Source organism: Microcoleus sp. FACHB-SPT15, from assembly GCF_014849525.1.
In the GTDB taxonomy this organism is placed as follows: Bacteria; Cyanobacteriota; Cyanobacteriia; order Cyanobacteriales; family Coleofasciculaceae; genus Symplocastrum; species Symplocastrum torsivum.
Genome location: NZ_JACJNU010000064.1, coordinates 148,595 through 162,306, shown reverse-complemented (window position 1 = coordinate 162,306; position 13,712 = coordinate 148,595). Strand labels below are relative to the sequence as shown.

The window sequence follows — 13,712 nt, the reverse complement described above, 5'->3', positions numbered from 1 at the left end:
CGATGTAAATCCAGTGAAATTTATAAAATTTTCAGAATTCGATGCTATAAACGGTAAAGCATAAGGAATAGCTATCGGAGGTATGTGTCTTTTGCCGTGGTTATATACACATAACGCTGTGCAAGAAATTAGCGATAACGTTATACTTTACGACTTATCGAAAATTCGTGGTACAAATGCCATTTTGAGTCGCGTTCCTCAAGATTTTAGTGGCATCTATGTATGGTATCGTCGCTTTAGTTTTGATCGGAGTGCTTTTGATGATCCTGAAGCATTTGTTGAAGCGGTTTTAAATGAACTTTGCAAGGAGCACTGTGCTGAACGAGAAGGTCAGCTACCACCAATGTATAGAGTTTTCTTAAAACCAGAAACTTACTTTTATAAAGAAGATTCGCTCCGAAAATTTGCATCTAATCAAACTTTTCGTCAACTTGTTCTAACTCTCTTAGAAAATTCACTTTTATTTCAGCAACCTATGTACATAGGTAAAGCTACGAACCTGTACAACCGCATTCGTAGCCATTTACGAGAAGGAAGTAAGCTAAGAGAACGTTTTAATTTAGCTGGTCATAACATTGATCAGTGTCGATTATTGCTTGTAGGGATGCCTCCTGAATTATCAAGCCAATACAATGAGCAGAATAGCGATTTTGAGTCTGAGCTTCCTGAAGCAGAATCAGAACAATTAGTTGAAGATATTCTATCTAGACTATTTCTACCATCATTTACTCTGAGATACGGATAAGAGTTATGTTTATAATCTCAAAAGGTCAAAGTCAAGCAAGGTTCAACAAGCCCATTTATGGCTTAACTGGAACCTATACCTTATCTGAAGGTGTATCTTTACCTTACTTTACCGCTCTCCTTGAAGTTGATCGAGCAATTGATGAGTTAAGAATAGCAGAGCAAGTTCCTCCTACTTTAGAAACTCAGTGGTCACTCAAGGAATTATTTCAACGTGAGATCGATGAAACGAGAGTCAAAAATGACATTATCAAAGGATATTTACTAGACCCCAAAAAGCTAAAATTTTTTAACGCTATTACTATTGTTTTGATGCCAAAAAGTTCTGAGGGAAGGATTTTAGATACCTTCGATGAGTCAGAACCTATTGATTCACCATCAATTCCCTGGGATAGCTCTGATATTGAAGATGCTCAGTGGAATCAAGAGGGAGCCGAAATTGCAAATTTTGGAGGTGTACAGTTTGTTTCAATAGGCTTATCAGCTAGACTTCGATGGGATGAAGATCGTGTACTTGCCGTTGCTGTGGATGGACAACATAGGCTATGGGCATTGAGGACTCTTCGAGAAGATCCAAAATTTAGAGGTGGTAATCTACGTAGTACTGAGCGCTTTACAAAAGTCCCTGTTATTTTCATCTTGTTGCATTCTGAAGCAGGATTTAAAAACAACCAAAATCAGACCGATTACTCAATAAGGGGAATATCTAGAGAGCTATTTACTGATCTTAACAAGAATGCAAAAACAGTTGATAGAGCCAGAGAATTGATACTTGACGACAGAAGTATTAATGCTCGTTGTGTCAGAACTATCCTAACGGAAAAAACCGCTGAAGACAGCAATAACCTTGTTCCACTTTCACTAGTTCGTTGGCAGGATGACTCAAATCGATTTGATACTTCTTATTATTTAAATTCTCTCGTCAATCTTGATCTTCTAGTCTCAAATTTATTGGATCTCAATCCCCCTCGTGATCCAATGGAGAAAAATCAAGTTATGGCATTTATCAAAAGTGTCAATTCTGCCTTAGGTATTGATGGTAAAGAGGTAGAATACGAAAACAGACAACTCTCTAGATATTATGAAGAAGATTGTTGTGATGACGATAAAGAACCCCATACTCCCTTCTCTCGGTTGCCTGATAACTATCTTGAATCTGCTGTAGAAGGTTTTAAGGTAAACTTCCGCCCTTGGTTACTTAAATTGCTATTGGAATTTAAACCCTATAAAAATTTGTTAACTTATGCTCGTGAAAATAACTTAATCGAGGGGGCTTTTGGTAGTTTTCAAGCTCAAACTAGTAAACACAAAGCTATTATTCGCGAACAAGAAACTACCAGAGACAGCGAGTGGCATATAAGAGAAATTCTTAAGCCACAAGAAGAGATAGCTAAGATGAAAGATGAGCAATGGGCATTCAAAGCCATTTTTCAGAAAGCTATGGTTCGTATTGGAAAGATAGTAGAATTCCAATATAGAGACGAACATTTAGGTGACATTAATGATTTACTAACATTTTTGGATCGACTATATGATAAGGAAGTACTCAAGGTAGATGCACCTCTATCTGATCATCCTTTACGTCTATGGACATTTGTAGCGTTGAATCCAGGAAACGACAAAATTAAGGTTGCTAAAACCGTTGAGGATAAAATCTTCTCGCTTCTATGTCTATGGTATTTTGGTTCACGAAAGATTGAATTAGATGCAGCTAATAATAATTGGCATACATCTACTAGAAAGCTTCTCAACTTCTTCTCGGCAGATAAGAATACTACGCAGTGGCCTGATTGTAAGAAGTGTTTTGACACACTCTACAGAGGTTTTGATACAAATGCCTTCTATGGTAAAGATGCTGATCAACTTAGTGAACACCGCAAAGAAGAACTAGTACGTGGTAGATTTGCTGCGGTTTTTGAAGCTGGCTTACCTCCATTCCTACAGCCGAAGGGCTTACTTCAAGAGCAGAGTGAGGCTTCATCTGTTGCTGAAGGAAATGAGTTAGATGAAGAAGATTAGTCATTAACGTGGTCATCGTCCCAAGTACAACCTGATAAATTCTTCCGCTGCATCTGGGTTAAGCTTCTCAAGCCCATCCCGAATCTCAAGGACGGCATCAGCCGCTGGATCTGTCTCCTCATTGACCCAACGGTTAACATTCGAGCGTCGAACTTCCATCGTCACGGCTAGCCGATTTTGGCTAATGCCATAGGTTTCTAACACCTGCTTAAGGGCTTGCCCTGCTTTTCCCATGCCTCAGATTTTGTCAGAGGCTCATAACGAAGTAAATGTTGCAGAATTGCGACAAAAAATATAGGATGAGTTTGTCGCAAATTTGCGACACTTATTCAATCAAAAACCAGGCAAACCCAATGGAAGAATTTCTCCCAGATTCCAACGAAGCCCCCACTCCTCCTGCCTCCTCCGACTTCCCCACAACACCACGCCCAAAGAAAGAACACATCAAAGTGATGCTCATCGGTTCTCCCAACGGAGTCCACAGTACGATTCGTCACCTCTACAGCCTCGGTTTTGCCGAAGTTACCGCCTGGAGTCCCCTGCAACCAACATCCACCCCAGGCGAAGTAATGAGCGTTTTGCGCCACAGCATTCCCAGAGACTAAAGCCTCATCAGTTCATCAGTAACTGAACATCAGTGATTTATCCAGAGATTGAAAGAACCATGCCGCCTCTACGCGATAGCGAAGCGCTGCTGCGAAGCGCAGATCGCATTAACCCAAACACCTTCGTAATCAGCCTCAAGCAAATCGCAAAACATCTAAAGATTAACCCCAAGCGCATCATTAACTGGCAAAAATGGCAACATGTGCTTTGGGTTCATCTCGAAGGAAGAGGCGGCTACTTCATCAGTTACCGGAAATTAGAACAGTGGATTGCTGCTTGTCGTACTCTAATTCGCGGTTGCCAAAACTTGCCAACTCTCACAACCCTATGGACAGCCATTCTCAAAGAAGCAACCCGCTACACCGAAGACGCAATTACAAGACTTCAAGAAATTTGGCAGCAACGGCAAACCACTCTTACTTCAAACAAGTAGAACCCTTTTTACCGCGAATGGGAAGGACGAGTTACATTCGAGTCTTTGAGTTCTAGCGAGTTTTCTATCTTCGGCTCAACCAGACCCGATGAGTGTTTCAATAGTGAATACGCCGCCATGTACGAAGCCGGACGAGTAAGAGCGATAGCGAAGCGCTGCTGCGTTTGCGAAGCATTAGCGATTCGAGCGTCAGCGCAGATCGCAACGAAGGAAAACAGCTTAACTTGGGCAAGCATGAAATTCTCAACCAAAAATTCAGGTGAGGAAAATTCCGAGGATTAGGCAAAGTTAGTAGATTTACTCTCACCCAGCCAATGAAAGCAAGCACCATTCTCCATTACCGCATTGATTATGGTTCAAACCATTCCAGCTAGAGACATCACTCTACATGACTTAGAAACAAAATTTGGTCTAACTTTCGTTGAAAATGACCAATTCTTCCGAGAGTGGCAAGATAACTTACCAGAAATCAGCGACTCCCAAAAGCAACGACTTGACCGCGTTAAGGCGAGTTATTCCCATTTACTCAAGTACCCTCCTCTGCTAGAAAATACCGTCAAAATGGTCGTGCTATCTCCCCTACTGGACTTAGCAGACTTTTATTTACCTCCCTTTCACATCAAATCCGAGAAAGCTGTAGAAATTTCAGCAGAAGATGATGGATTGATTATCAGGGGGGAGATGGATGTGTTGACTTTATTAGAACAGCTCTGGGTACTGGTCATCGAGTCAAAAAAAGCAGCGTTTTCTATAGAAGTCGGGAGACCACAGATACTTGCCTATATGATGGCAAATCCTACTCTCGAAAAACCAATCTACGGACTAATTACCAATGGGGCTAGTTTCATTTTCCTCAAATTAGTCAAACAACCGACTCCTCAGTACGCCTTTTCTCGATTATTCTACATCTTCAATCCTGGGAATGATTTGTATTGCGTTCTGAGGGTCTTAAAGCGCTTGGGTCAATTAGCAACTTCGTCAACTAATGGAACCAGTTAATTGAATAGGCTCTTAATCAGCTACCGTAGTAGCGCGTCCAGTCTAAACTTTCTTGTATTCAAGAATACAACCTAACTTAACACTAAAATATTCCCCTAACCGAGGTTCAGCCAAACAGCAAAAGCTACTCTATATGATTAGAGAAGTTCAACAAACTACTCTAGGAGTCCCCACAGAGCTGATGTCCGATCAAAATTTGCTAAGAGTTGCTAACCGCCTTGCTGCCACTCTTGCAAGAGATACAGTAGTCCAAGAAACCACCGACAAATTAAGAAATTCTCTTCAGGTCGATCGCGTAGTCTTATACTACTTTTACCGCGAATGGGAAGGACGAGTTACATTCGAGTCCTTAAGTTCTAGCGAGTTCTCTATCTTCGGAACAACCGGGCCCGATGAGTGTTTCAATGGTGAATACGCCGCCATGTACCAAGCCGGACGAGTAAGAGCGATCGCAGATATAGAAACAGAACCCATCCAAGCTTGCCACCGAGACTTCTTACGAAATATGCAGGTTCGCGCCAACTTAGTCGTGCCAGTCCTTAATCATGGTCGATTGTGGGGATTACTCGTCGCCCATCACTGCCAGGATACTCGTTCTTGGTCAGCGTCCGATATTGAAGCCATGCAACAAGGTGCAGAAACATTGGCAACAGCAGCAGCAATTCGAGATAGCTAACGGATAACCGAAAAAAGCAATAATGCGATCGCGTTAACTTAGGCAAAAAATTGAACGATTCAATAAAAAAGGACAAGCCGTTCAGCTTGTCCTACAACTTGTAATTTAGCCGAGAACTTAGAAGTTCATTTCAGCCGCTTGAACTTTCTCAATTTGTTTCTTCTTCAGCACCAGGAACACTTGGGACAGCATAATCCCGCTGATGAATACCATTAACCACTTAATTCGTGCTGGACTTTGCAAGACAACCTCAGCATCCGCTTGACCAAATCCACCAACATTAGGATTATTCGTCAGAGCTTCACCAGCAGTAACGTCCTGCCCTTCAGATACAATCAACTCCAAACCTGCGGGAATTGCATCAACAACTGCCCCAGCGTCTGCTGTTTGAATCGTGACTTCATAGCCACCATCTTCCAGCTTACTAATCTGAGAAATTTGACCCGCTTTCGAGGCATTGTAGATGGTGTTATTGCTCTTGTTACCAGCCGGATAAACCTGACCACGACCACGGTTAGCGCCGATATGAACAGGATACTTACCAAAGCGAACTGTTTTATCCGTGTTTGGATCAGGAGATAGGACAGGGAAAACAATTTCTTGGTACTGTTCACCGGGTAGTGGACCAACGATGACAACGTTTTCCTGGTCTTCTTTGTAAGGTTGGAAGTAAACGCCGCCAACCTTTTCCTTCATCTCCTCAGGAATTCGGTCTTCAGGGGCAATCTTGAAGCCTTCTGGTAACATTACCACTGCACCGACATTTAAGCCGCCTTTGGAGCCATCACCCAAAACCTGTTGTGCGTTTAGGTCGTAGGGAATCTTCACCACAGCCTCAAATACCGTATCTGGCAAAACGGACTGGGGAATTTCGACTTCTGTAGGTTTCGCTGCCAAGTGGCAGTTGGCACAAACAATCCGTCCCGTCGGTTCGCGGGGAGTTTCTGGCGCGGTTTCCTGTGCCCAGAAGGGGTATGCACTAGCTGACTGAGGAAGCGTAATATCACTAACGAAGAATAATGCCAGGGTTGCCAAAGCCAGCACAACGGTTCTGGTGATTACCCGCTTGTTGAGGAAGTTGTACATCACCGATAAAGAAGGTGTTCTCATCTTTTAAAGCAAAAAACTCGAAGAGGGATTGGGTATTAAGGATGGAAGAGACAAGGATTAAAGCATCGAGGCTGGAGCGTTAAGGAAAAGGATATCGTCAATACTTGCTCTGCTTTGTTCAAGACTTCTTCCCCAATCCTTAATCTCCAGTCCCGATGCCCTAAGTCCGAATTGAATTAAACCCACCAAGGGTCTTCGCCAGTGCGAAAATCAGTTTCTGTCCACTGCGTGAGGGAAAGCTTGTCGTCTTCGGTGACAGTGGCGTGAACCAATGCCAAAGACAGAGGTGCTGGTCCCCGTACTACCTTACCAGTGTTATCGTACTGAGAACCATGACAGGGACACTTGAACTTATTCTCGTTGCTATTCCAAGGCACCACACATCCCAAGTGGGTGCAGACAGCGTTCAAACCATAGTTGCCAATCGATTGGTCTTCGGTAACAACAACATAGGTCGGGTCACCTTTGATGCCTTGAGCCAGAGTGCGATCGCCAGCACTGTGATTGGCTAAGAAGTCGCTGACAACGATGTCATTGCCCAACGCATCTTTAGCCGTGACACCGCCGCCACCACCGCCTGCCGAAGGTGGAACGAAGAACTTAATAACTGGATAGAGCGCTCCTAAAGCTGTTCCGGTAATCGTACCAAACGCCAAGAGGTTCATAAATTGACGACGCCCCATATCGGGAACATCTGCTGAGCCAGAAACTTGAGCCATAACTGAACGCCTAAGGGTATATTTTTTTTAACAACTCTGGAAATATTTCCAGAACTTCTTAAACCCTGCTCTCATAATGTAGAGTAATCTAACTGTCAACAGGGTCGCCAAAATCCTTTCAGTCAAAGGATTTACGGCTTCAGATATAGGTATTATTACATTCTTTTACACCGTATCATAAAGTTAAAAAGCGTCGTATTTGTGACGAAATGTAAACAAAAACTTAGGCAAAGAGGGTTATGACAGGACAGGACTTGCGCCAACTCCTGCTCAACAAGTGGGGATACTCTTATGACATTCAAATACGACGAACTCAGGGAAAAATCTTCGTTCAAGTCATGTGGAAGTACTTAGAACAGGTGTCTTTCCCACTCTCGGAAGCCGAGTACCTAGAGCATCTCAATACAGTTGCTAATTATCTGCACGCTTGGGGAAGCGCGACACAAGTGCAAAACTATATTCGGGAAACTCGTGAGCGTCCACGCTTGGGTAAAGCCGTTAGTATTCCGATTGAGTTGGGTGAACGTGCCTCGGAGTGGCTACTAGAAGATTTCTAATGTCTGGCTCTCAGGCTACAGATGAGGACTTACGCACTTCAACACGCTGTACGGACTTAGTAATGCCCATTGGTATCGATTCCCATATCTCTTGGAATCCTGTAGGGTAGGGGCGCACAGCTGTGCGCCCCTACAGAAGTTACTAGACGACAAAATCAGGCTTTCAGGAATTAGATGTTGCCACAACTCGACTTCCCCAATCTACATACGGCAATTTAGCCACCGTAGCTCGAATCGGGTCAATTTGAGCAAGCAATTGTCCACAAGTATCCCAGGTGCCTGTTGTTAACATCTGCCGTGAACCCTCACCCATCGATACAGAAGCTTGGAAGTCTCCACAATGGACTTGCATTGCGTCTAAATCCACAGTTATCGAAGCTTGGGGATTGTCTTTGAGGATTGCCTGTAACTGCTTGAGTGTAATAGGTTCAGCCGTTACACAAGGAATCCCGATCGCAACACAGTTACCAAAGAAAATCTCGGCAAAGCTCTCTCCCACAACCGCTTGGATTCCCCATTTTGCCAAAGCTTGAGGCGCGTGTTCTCGTGAGGAACCACAGCCAAAGTTGCCGTTAACAACTAAGATATTCGCTCCTTGATACTGTGGCTGATCAAAGGGATGTTCCCCTTTCGCTTGCACACGATCGTCGGCAAACGCTTGTTCTCCCAAACCATCAAAGGTGACACAGCGCAAAAAACGAGCGGGGATAATGCGATCTGTATCAATATCATTGCCTACTAAAGGAATTCCCCGACCTGAAACTATTTGTACTTGACTCATTAATCTAGTCCTCTTCGCTTACTTTTTACCAATTACAAAAAACGTTGTATTTTCGTGCCAAACGCCTTGCTCTGTCGCTAATGTTTCAATTTCTGCCTGGAATTCTGCCTTCAATTGCTCGATTTGTTCTTCTGATAGATGCAACAGAGGATGACCATTTGCATAAAGCCATTTGCCTTTCCAGTAGTTTTTCGCTTCATCGAGACTAAGGTAACTGCCATATTGCTCAGTTTTTATCGCGATATCATGAAACCCTATTTCTTGAAGCAAGGTGTAACACTTTTCAGGACTTCCAAGCGGCTCGTGAAGATTTGGCAGCGAAAAGCCGTACTTGGCGCAGACTTTAGTAATGACAGGCGTAAAAAATGATGTTGTAGACCAACAGGAAAAGGCGACAACTCCACCATTTTTGAGCCAGCGATACCAACTTTGTAACGCCGCAGGAATATTACTGAGTAACACAATTGCTGTAGCACAGAAAATCGCATCGAAACGTTCATCCTCGAAAGCAATCGCTTCGACATCGGCTTCAATCAATTCAATGTTTTCTAACCCTGCGGCTTCAATTTTCCGTCGCGCTTGCTCAAGCATTCCTGGAGTAAAATCCACTCCAATTACTTTACCTTCAGCAACAATCTCAGATGCCGCGATCGCAACTATACCTGTTCCTGTTGCGACATCTAAGATATGTTGTCCTGGTTGTAGTTGCGCTAACTCAACGAGAGGGATAGCTCGACGATAAGTGAAATCATTGTCATAGCTAGTTCTTGCCTGGTAGAAGTCAAGAATTTCTTGCTTATATTCATTGAGAATCGTCATTTAGGAGTTAATGGTTACAACAACTCTCGAACATCAGCTACTTCACCTCTCACCGCAGCCGCAACCACCATTGCCGGACTCATTAGCAGTGTGCGTCCCGTAGACGAACCCTGACGCCCTTTGAAATTACGGTTAGAGGAAGATGCACTCAACTGGGTACCCTGAAGTTTGTCAGGATTCATCGCAAGACACATCGAGCATCCTGGTTCTCGCCACTCAAACCCCGCTTCCACAAAGATTTTGTCGAGTCCTTCTGCTTCCGCTTCCTTTTTCACCCGTTCTGAACCAGGGACAACAAAGGCTTTGACTCCTTGGGCCACGTGCTTACCTTGGGCAAATTTGGCAGCTTCTCGTAAGTCGCTGATGCGTCCATTGGTACAGCTACCGATAAAGCAGACATCAACTTTTGTACCTTGAATTGGTGTTCCTGGCGTGAAGTCCATGTAGCGATAGGCTTCTTGCGCGATCGCTTTTTCTGATTCTGGTAGGGTATCGGCAACAGGAACCACTTCATTCACTGCAATTCCTTGCCCTGGCGTAATTCCCCAAGTGACGGTGGGTGCAATTTCAGCCGCATCAAAGGTGACGACATCATCATAAACAGCATCCTCATCACTGCGGAGGCTGTTCCACCAGCTAATCGCCCTATCCCACTCTGCCTCTTTGGGAGCAAAATCTTTGCCCTTGAGGTATTCAAATGTCACTTCATCTGGGTTCACATACCCACAACGAGCGCCACCCTCAATGGACATATTACAGACAGTCATTCGCTCTTCCATACTCATCTGCTCGAAGGTAGTACCAGCAAATTCATAGGCGTAGCCAACGCCACCTTTCACACCAAGGGTACGGATGATATGGAGAATTACATCTTTGGCATAAACGCCAGGGGACAATTTGCCATTGACTTCAATTTTGCGAACCTTAAGCTTAGATAGCGCTAGGGTTTGGGAGGCTAGGACATCACGGACTTGAGAGGTGCCAATGCCAAATGCGATCGCGCCAAATGCGCCATGAGTTGATGTATGAGAATCCCCACAAGCGATTGTCATTCCTGGCTGGGTTAAACCCTGTTCAGGTGCAATCACATGAACGATGCCTTGACTGCCAGAGCCAATATTATAAAATCTTACGCCGTAATCTTTACAGTTATTCTCCAACGATTGCATCATCTCTTCTGCTAAGACATCAGCAAAAGGACGAGCCTGGTTTTCTGTCGGAACAATATGATCAACGGTAGCAATAGTGCGATCGGGATACAGCACCTTCAGTCCACGTTCTCGCAGCATCGCAAACGCTTGAGGACTGGTAACTTCGTGAATTAAATGTAAACCAATAAATAGTTGAGTCTGACCTGAAGGCAAAATACCAACAGTATGTAAATCCCAAACTTTATCAAACAGTGTTCTAGCGCTCATCAGCTATAGCAGTCATTTTGAATTAGAGGATAGCGATAATAACCACTAGTGATTAGTGATTACTTAAAATATCGAGTCTTCTATTTTACTGGAGTTTAGATTAATACTAATAACACTCCACTAGCCATAATTTTCCATTGTGTTTAATCACCTCCTAACCCTTCAAATTCAGAGCTTGGGCAAGTTGCTGCAAGAAAAATACTCCAGCTACAGAGTTACCCTCTTGATCGAGAGGAGGACTGTAACACGCGATCGCACCTTGAGATGGCACGACAGAAACCATTGCACCACTTACTCCTGATTTAGTAGGAAGTCCCACCTCTACAGCAAAGCGTCCAGAAGCTTGGTACAAGCCGCAGGTAGTCATTAAAGTATTAACGGTTCGGCAGTGTTCTAGCTGGATTTTTCCTTGACTTTGGGCTAACAGCATCCCCAAACTGGCTAAATCGGCAATGGTTCCAGACAAACAGCAGACGTGATTGTAGGTATCTAAAGCAAGTTCTACGTCATCTAGATAACCAGACTGAGATAGCAACGTTGCGATCGCAAGATTGCGTTCATTGGGTACAGAACGCACAGAACTCAGCATCGACTCATCTAAAAATAGCTGAGAGTTCGAGTGATGATTGAGCCACAGGCAAAGACTTTCGCAACGAGAGTGAGCATTTTCACCAGGTAGTAGCGAAGATAAGGCGATCGCACCACTGTTAAGCATCGGATTACGTGGTAATCCTTGATCTGCTTGTAGTTGCTTAAGAGAATTGAATGGTTCGTCAGAAGGCTCACTGCCAACACGCGAAAACACAGCTTCTGCCCCTAATTGCTCCAGCAAAAATAGCAACACAAACGGTTTAACGACACTCATCAACGGAAACGACAGCGTAATGTTGCCAAACTGATGAACTTGACCATTAGTACACTGGATTTGTAGAGCGAACCAGGACGGGTTAGCTTGGGCAAGTAGAGGAATATATTCTGGTAGTTGACCCCACTTGCTTTGGATTTGCGCCTGAACTGCCCAAATTTCAAGTTGAGCCTGAGTAAGGTTAAGCGGTCGAGAGTTGGGTACTGTCAAGTTACAGACGTAATCAAGCTTAAAGAATTCTGCAAGACAAGATCTAAATTTGTCAAAAACTTTATAGATACATTGAGAATCTTGGCGACTTTGATTTGCTTGGTTAGATTTTGACTAAAAAGAGATTGGTAGAGGCTTTCACTTATTCAAGAATGCACCTAATTGTACTGTAACTAAATGCACAGTCACTTCGCCTCTGCATAATGCCTGTGCATATTGCAGAAGGAGGAAGAAATGGTTTTAGGTCAACACAGATGCGCTGTTGGTACATTTGCTAACCGCCCAGATGCAGAACAGGTTTTCAACGAACTAAAGCGTGCTGGAGTTCCAACTCCTCATATTTCTATTGTTCCTTTAGAATCTAAAGACGCAGACTACGAAGAGAAGCTTAGTAACACTAAGTTCAATGACTTGGATGAGGACAACTCTCAAGAAGAAATGGGGGCGATGGCAGCAACAATCGTAGGTAGCCTGTTGGGTGCGGTTGGTGGCTGCTTCGCGGGTTTGGGTCTTTTATTGATGCCGGAAGTTGGTCTTGTCTTAGCTGTTGGAACTTGGGGAACGCCTCTACTGGCGACTGTGGCGGGAACTGGGATTGGTGCTGCAAGTGGTGGATTAATTAGGGTTTTAGCTGGGATGGGGACTCCCGAAGACGAAGCTGGAGTTGATTTTGAACGATACTCAAGCAGCGAGTATCTAGTCATGGTAGAGGGTACGGATGAGGAAGTGTATCAGGCTGAGTCTATCCTTGATCGGTTGAACCAAAAATACTTAAAGGTCAACTTGCCGTCGTTTTCAAAGCCTCCTTTTGTAGAGTTATTCAAAACTCCTGACTTCTGGAAGTCGTGGTAAACTGCAAGTTCTGATTGATGAAAGAGGCTGTGACCTATTAATATGAGCTTTTTCATCGGGTGCGCTGTTTGGGGTCATAAAAGTTGGGTTGGCGACCTTTATCCCAAAGGAAGTAAAGCCGCAGAATTTTTAAACCTTTACAGCCAACGTTTCACCGCAGTTGAAGGCAATACAACATTTTACTCAGCACCTAATCAGGAGACTGTTGCACAGTGGGCATCACAGATGCGACCTGGTTTTGAACTTTGCCCAAAGTTGCCGCGCCAGTTAACTCACAACGGCTGCTTGCAACCCTCAATTTCCGGTGCCTTAGAGTTTTTGGAGCAAATGCAGAGTTTAGGTAAGCACCTGGGCCCAATCTTTGCCCAACTACCACCTAGCTATGAACCCGCTTTACTAGAAGACCTTACTGCCTTTCTGGATGCTTGGCCACGGAGTGAAGCACCGCTAGCCGTTGAAGTTCGTCACCCGGATTGGTTCAAGGAACCCTACGCTAGTAATCTCAATACAGTTTTGGAACAACTGGGTGTCGGACGAGTGGTGTTGGATACCCGACCTGCCTACAGTGGGTCAGCTATCTACGGACAGCAACCAGTAGAACCGCGAAAACCAAAGGTGCCAGTGCAACCTGTTGTTACCGCACCGTTTAGTCTAGTGCGCTTTATCAGCCATCCTGACCAAAAGGTGAATCAGCCATTTATGGAAGAATGGATTACTTTAGTTGATCAGTGGTTGCGCTTAGGTAAGCGTATCTACTTTTTTGTCCACTGCCCCATTGAGAAATATTCTCCTGGAAATGCGCGTCACTTCCAGCAGTTGCTTGAACAGCAAGGTGCCCCAGTTCCACCCTTACCTTGGAACAACATCGAGCAGCTACCTATACAGCTAAATCTTTTTTGAATTT

The 13,712-nt window shown here is 44.2% G+C and carries 17 protein-coding genes; 9 read left to right on the top strand and 8 right to left on the bottom strand.

Features of this window, described 5'->3' with window-relative positions:
* Positions 1 to 118: 118 nt before the first annotated feature.
* Both H6F98_RS27910 and H6F98_RS27905 read left to right on the top strand, forming a co-directional pair.
* Entirely contained in the window at positions 119 to 745 is a 627-nt protein-coding gene (locus tag H6F98_RS27910; protein WP_199349000.1) for a GIY-YIG nuclease family protein, read from the top strand.
* A gap of 5 nt (positions 746 to 750) precedes the next feature.
* Positions 751 to 2,763 (top strand): DNA sulfur modification protein DndB, encoded by a 2,013-nt coding sequence (locus H6F98_RS27905; RefSeq protein WP_192221987.1) that lies wholly within the window; start codon positions 751 to 753, stop codon positions 2,761 to 2,763.
* 12 nt (positions 2,764 to 2,775) lie between these two features.
* Here H6F98_RS27905 and H6F98_RS27900 read toward each other — a convergent pair whose 3' ends face one another.
* On the bottom strand, positions 2,776 to 2,997 hold the full coding sequence (locus tag H6F98_RS27900; protein WP_192221986.1) for a helix-turn-helix transcriptional regulator: 222 nt from the start codon (positions 2,995 to 2,997) through the stop codon (positions 2,776 to 2,778).
* A 119-nt stretch (positions 2,998 to 3,116) separates the two neighbouring features.
* Here H6F98_RS27900 and H6F98_RS27895 point away from each other — a divergent pair, with 119 nt between their 5' ends.
* Together H6F98_RS27895 and H6F98_RS27890 are read left to right on the top strand one after the other, a co-directional pair.
* The gene (locus H6F98_RS27895) at positions 3,117 to 3,368 is read left to right on the top strand and encodes a hypothetical protein (protein WP_192221985.1); all 252 of its coding nucleotides are present in this window, start codon (positions 3,117 to 3,119) and stop codon (positions 3,366 to 3,368) included.
* A gap of 32 nt (positions 3,369 to 3,400) precedes the next feature.
* Positions 3,401 to 3,802, top strand: a complete 402-nt coding sequence (locus H6F98_RS27890; RefSeq protein ID WP_313929955.1) for a hypothetical protein — start codon at positions 3,401 to 3,403, stop codon at positions 3,800 to 3,802.
* Between the two features lie 8 nt (positions 3,803 to 3,810).
* Here the strand turns inward: H6F98_RS27890 and H6F98_RS34680 are convergent, their stop codons facing one another.
* Entirely contained in the window at positions 3,811 to 4,038 is a 228-nt protein-coding gene (locus H6F98_RS34680; RefSeq protein ID WP_192221984.1) for a hypothetical protein, read from the bottom strand.
* Between the two features lie 115 nt (positions 4,039 to 4,153).
* On the opposite strand from H6F98_RS34680, the gene H6F98_RS27880 reads away from it, so the two are divergent.
* The gene (locus H6F98_RS27880) at positions 4,154 to 4,801 is read left to right on the top strand and encodes a restriction endonuclease subunit R (protein ID WP_192221983.1); all 648 of its coding nucleotides are present in this window, start codon (positions 4,154 to 4,156) and stop codon (positions 4,799 to 4,801) included.
* A 181-nt stretch (positions 4,802 to 4,982) separates the two neighbouring features.
* Positions 4,983 to 5,477, top strand: coding sequence for a GAF domain-containing protein (locus H6F98_RS27875; protein WP_192221982.1), 495 nt, complete (start codon positions 4,983 to 4,985; stop codon positions 5,475 to 5,477).
* Between the two features lie 117 nt (positions 5,478 to 5,594).
* On the opposite strand, the gene petA is transcribed toward H6F98_RS27875, so the two are convergent.
* Both petA and petC read right to left on the bottom strand, forming a co-directional pair.
* Positions 5,595 to 6,587 carry a cytochrome f gene (gene petA, locus H6F98_RS27870; RefSeq protein ID WP_192221981.1) on the bottom strand — a complete coding sequence of 331 codons (993 nt, stop codon included), beginning with the start codon at positions 6,585 to 6,587 and terminating at the stop codon, positions 5,595 to 5,597.
* A 176-nt stretch (positions 6,588 to 6,763) separates the two neighbouring features.
* The gene (gene petC / locus H6F98_RS27865; RefSeq protein ID WP_192221980.1) at positions 6,764 to 7,306 is read right to left on the bottom strand and encodes a cytochrome b6-f complex iron-sulfur subunit; all 543 of its coding nucleotides are present in this window, start codon (positions 7,304 to 7,306) and stop codon (positions 6,764 to 6,766) included.
* Between the two features lie 239 nt (positions 7,307 to 7,545).
* Between petC and H6F98_RS27860 the strand changes: the two genes are divergently transcribed.
* Complete coding sequence (locus tag H6F98_RS27860) at positions 7,546 to 7,863, top strand: DUF3067 family protein (RefSeq protein WP_192221979.1); 318 nt, start codon at positions 7,546 to 7,548, stop codon at positions 7,861 to 7,863.
* Between the two features lie 163 nt (positions 7,864 to 8,026).
* On the opposite strand, the gene leuD is transcribed toward H6F98_RS27860, so the two are convergent.
* From leuD to glsA, 4 genes are all read right to left on the bottom strand, one after another.
* A complete protein-coding gene (gene leuD / locus H6F98_RS27855) occupies positions 8,027 to 8,644 on the bottom strand; it encodes a 3-isopropylmalate dehydratase small subunit (RefSeq protein ID WP_192221978.1) in 618 nt (205 codons plus the stop codon).
* Between the two features lie 18 nt (positions 8,645 to 8,662).
* Positions 8,663 to 9,463 carry a class I SAM-dependent methyltransferase gene (locus H6F98_RS27850; RefSeq protein ID WP_192221977.1) on the bottom strand — a complete coding sequence of 267 codons (801 nt, stop codon included), beginning with the start codon at positions 9,461 to 9,463 and terminating at the stop codon, positions 8,663 to 8,665.
* A 14-nt stretch (positions 9,464 to 9,477) separates the two neighbouring features.
* Positions 9,478 to 10,881, bottom strand: coding sequence for a 3-isopropylmalate dehydratase large subunit (gene leuC, locus H6F98_RS27845; RefSeq protein WP_192221976.1), 1,404 nt, complete (start codon positions 10,879 to 10,881; stop codon positions 9,478 to 9,480).
* 154 nt (positions 10,882 to 11,035) lie between these two features.
* Positions 11,036 to 11,956 carry a glutaminase A gene (gene glsA / locus H6F98_RS27840; protein WP_192221975.1) on the bottom strand — a complete coding sequence of 307 codons (921 nt, stop codon included), beginning with the start codon at positions 11,954 to 11,956 and terminating at the stop codon, positions 11,036 to 11,038.
* A gap of 234 nt (positions 11,957 to 12,190) precedes the next feature.
* Here glsA and H6F98_RS27835 point away from each other — a divergent pair, with 234 nt between their 5' ends.
* A complete protein-coding gene (locus tag H6F98_RS27835) occupies positions 12,191 to 12,808 on the top strand; it encodes a hypothetical protein (RefSeq protein ID WP_192221974.1) in 618 nt (205 codons plus the stop codon).
* 42 nt (positions 12,809 to 12,850) lie between these two features.
* Entirely contained in the window at positions 12,851 to 13,708 is an 858-nt protein-coding gene (locus H6F98_RS27830; protein WP_192221973.1) for a DUF72 domain-containing protein, read from the top strand.
* Positions 13,709 to 13,712: the final 4 nt, after the last annotated feature.

Coding starts and splice junctions, on each gene's coding strand:
- H6F98_RS27905 (WP_192221987.1), top strand. CDS start 751: ATGTTTATAATCTCAAAAGGTCAAAGTCAAGCAAGGTTCAACAAGCCC.
- H6F98_RS27900 (WP_192221986.1), bottom strand. CDS start 2,997: ATGGGAAAAGCAGGGCAAGCCCTTAAGCAGGTGTTAGAAACCTATGGC.
- H6F98_RS27895 (WP_192221985.1), top strand. CDS start 3,117: ATGGAAGAATTTCTCCCAGATTCCAACGAAGCCCCCACTCCTCCTGCC.
- H6F98_RS34680 (WP_192221984.1), bottom strand. CDS start 4,038: ATGCTTGCCCAAGTTAAGCTGTTTTCCTTCGTTGCGATCTGCGCTGAC.
- H6F98_RS27880 (WP_192221983.1), top strand. CDS start 4,154: ATGGTTCAAACCATTCCAGCTAGAGACATCACTCTACATGACTTAGAA.
- H6F98_RS27875 (WP_192221982.1), top strand. CDS start 4,983: ATGTCCGATCAAAATTTGCTAAGAGTTGCTAACCGCCTTGCTGCCACT.
- petA (WP_192221981.1), bottom strand. CDS start 6,587: ATGAGAACACCTTCTTTATCGGTGATGTACAACTTCCTCAACAAGCGG.
- petC (WP_192221980.1), bottom strand. CDS start 7,306: ATGGCTCAAGTTTCTGGCTCAGCAGATGTTCCCGATATGGGGCGTCGT.
- H6F98_RS27860 (WP_192221979.1), top strand. CDS start 7,546: ATGACAGGACAGGACTTGCGCCAACTCCTGCTCAACAAGTGGGGATAC.
- leuD (WP_192221978.1), bottom strand. CDS start 8,644: ATGAGTCAAGTACAAATAGTTTCAGGTCGGGGAATTCCTTTAGTAGGC.
- H6F98_RS27850 (WP_192221977.1), bottom strand. CDS start 9,463: ATGACGATTCTCAATGAATATAAGCAAGAAATTCTTGACTTCTACCAG.
- leuC (WP_192221976.1), bottom strand. CDS start 10,881: ATGAGCGCTAGAACACTGTTTGATAAAGTTTGGGATTTACATACTGTT.
- H6F98_RS27835 (WP_192221974.1), top strand. CDS start 12,191: ATGGTTTTAGGTCAACACAGATGCGCTGTTGGTACATTTGCTAACCGC.
- H6F98_RS27830 (WP_192221973.1), top strand. CDS start 12,851: ATGAGCTTTTTCATCGGGTGCGCTGTTTGGGGTCATAAAAGTTGGGTT.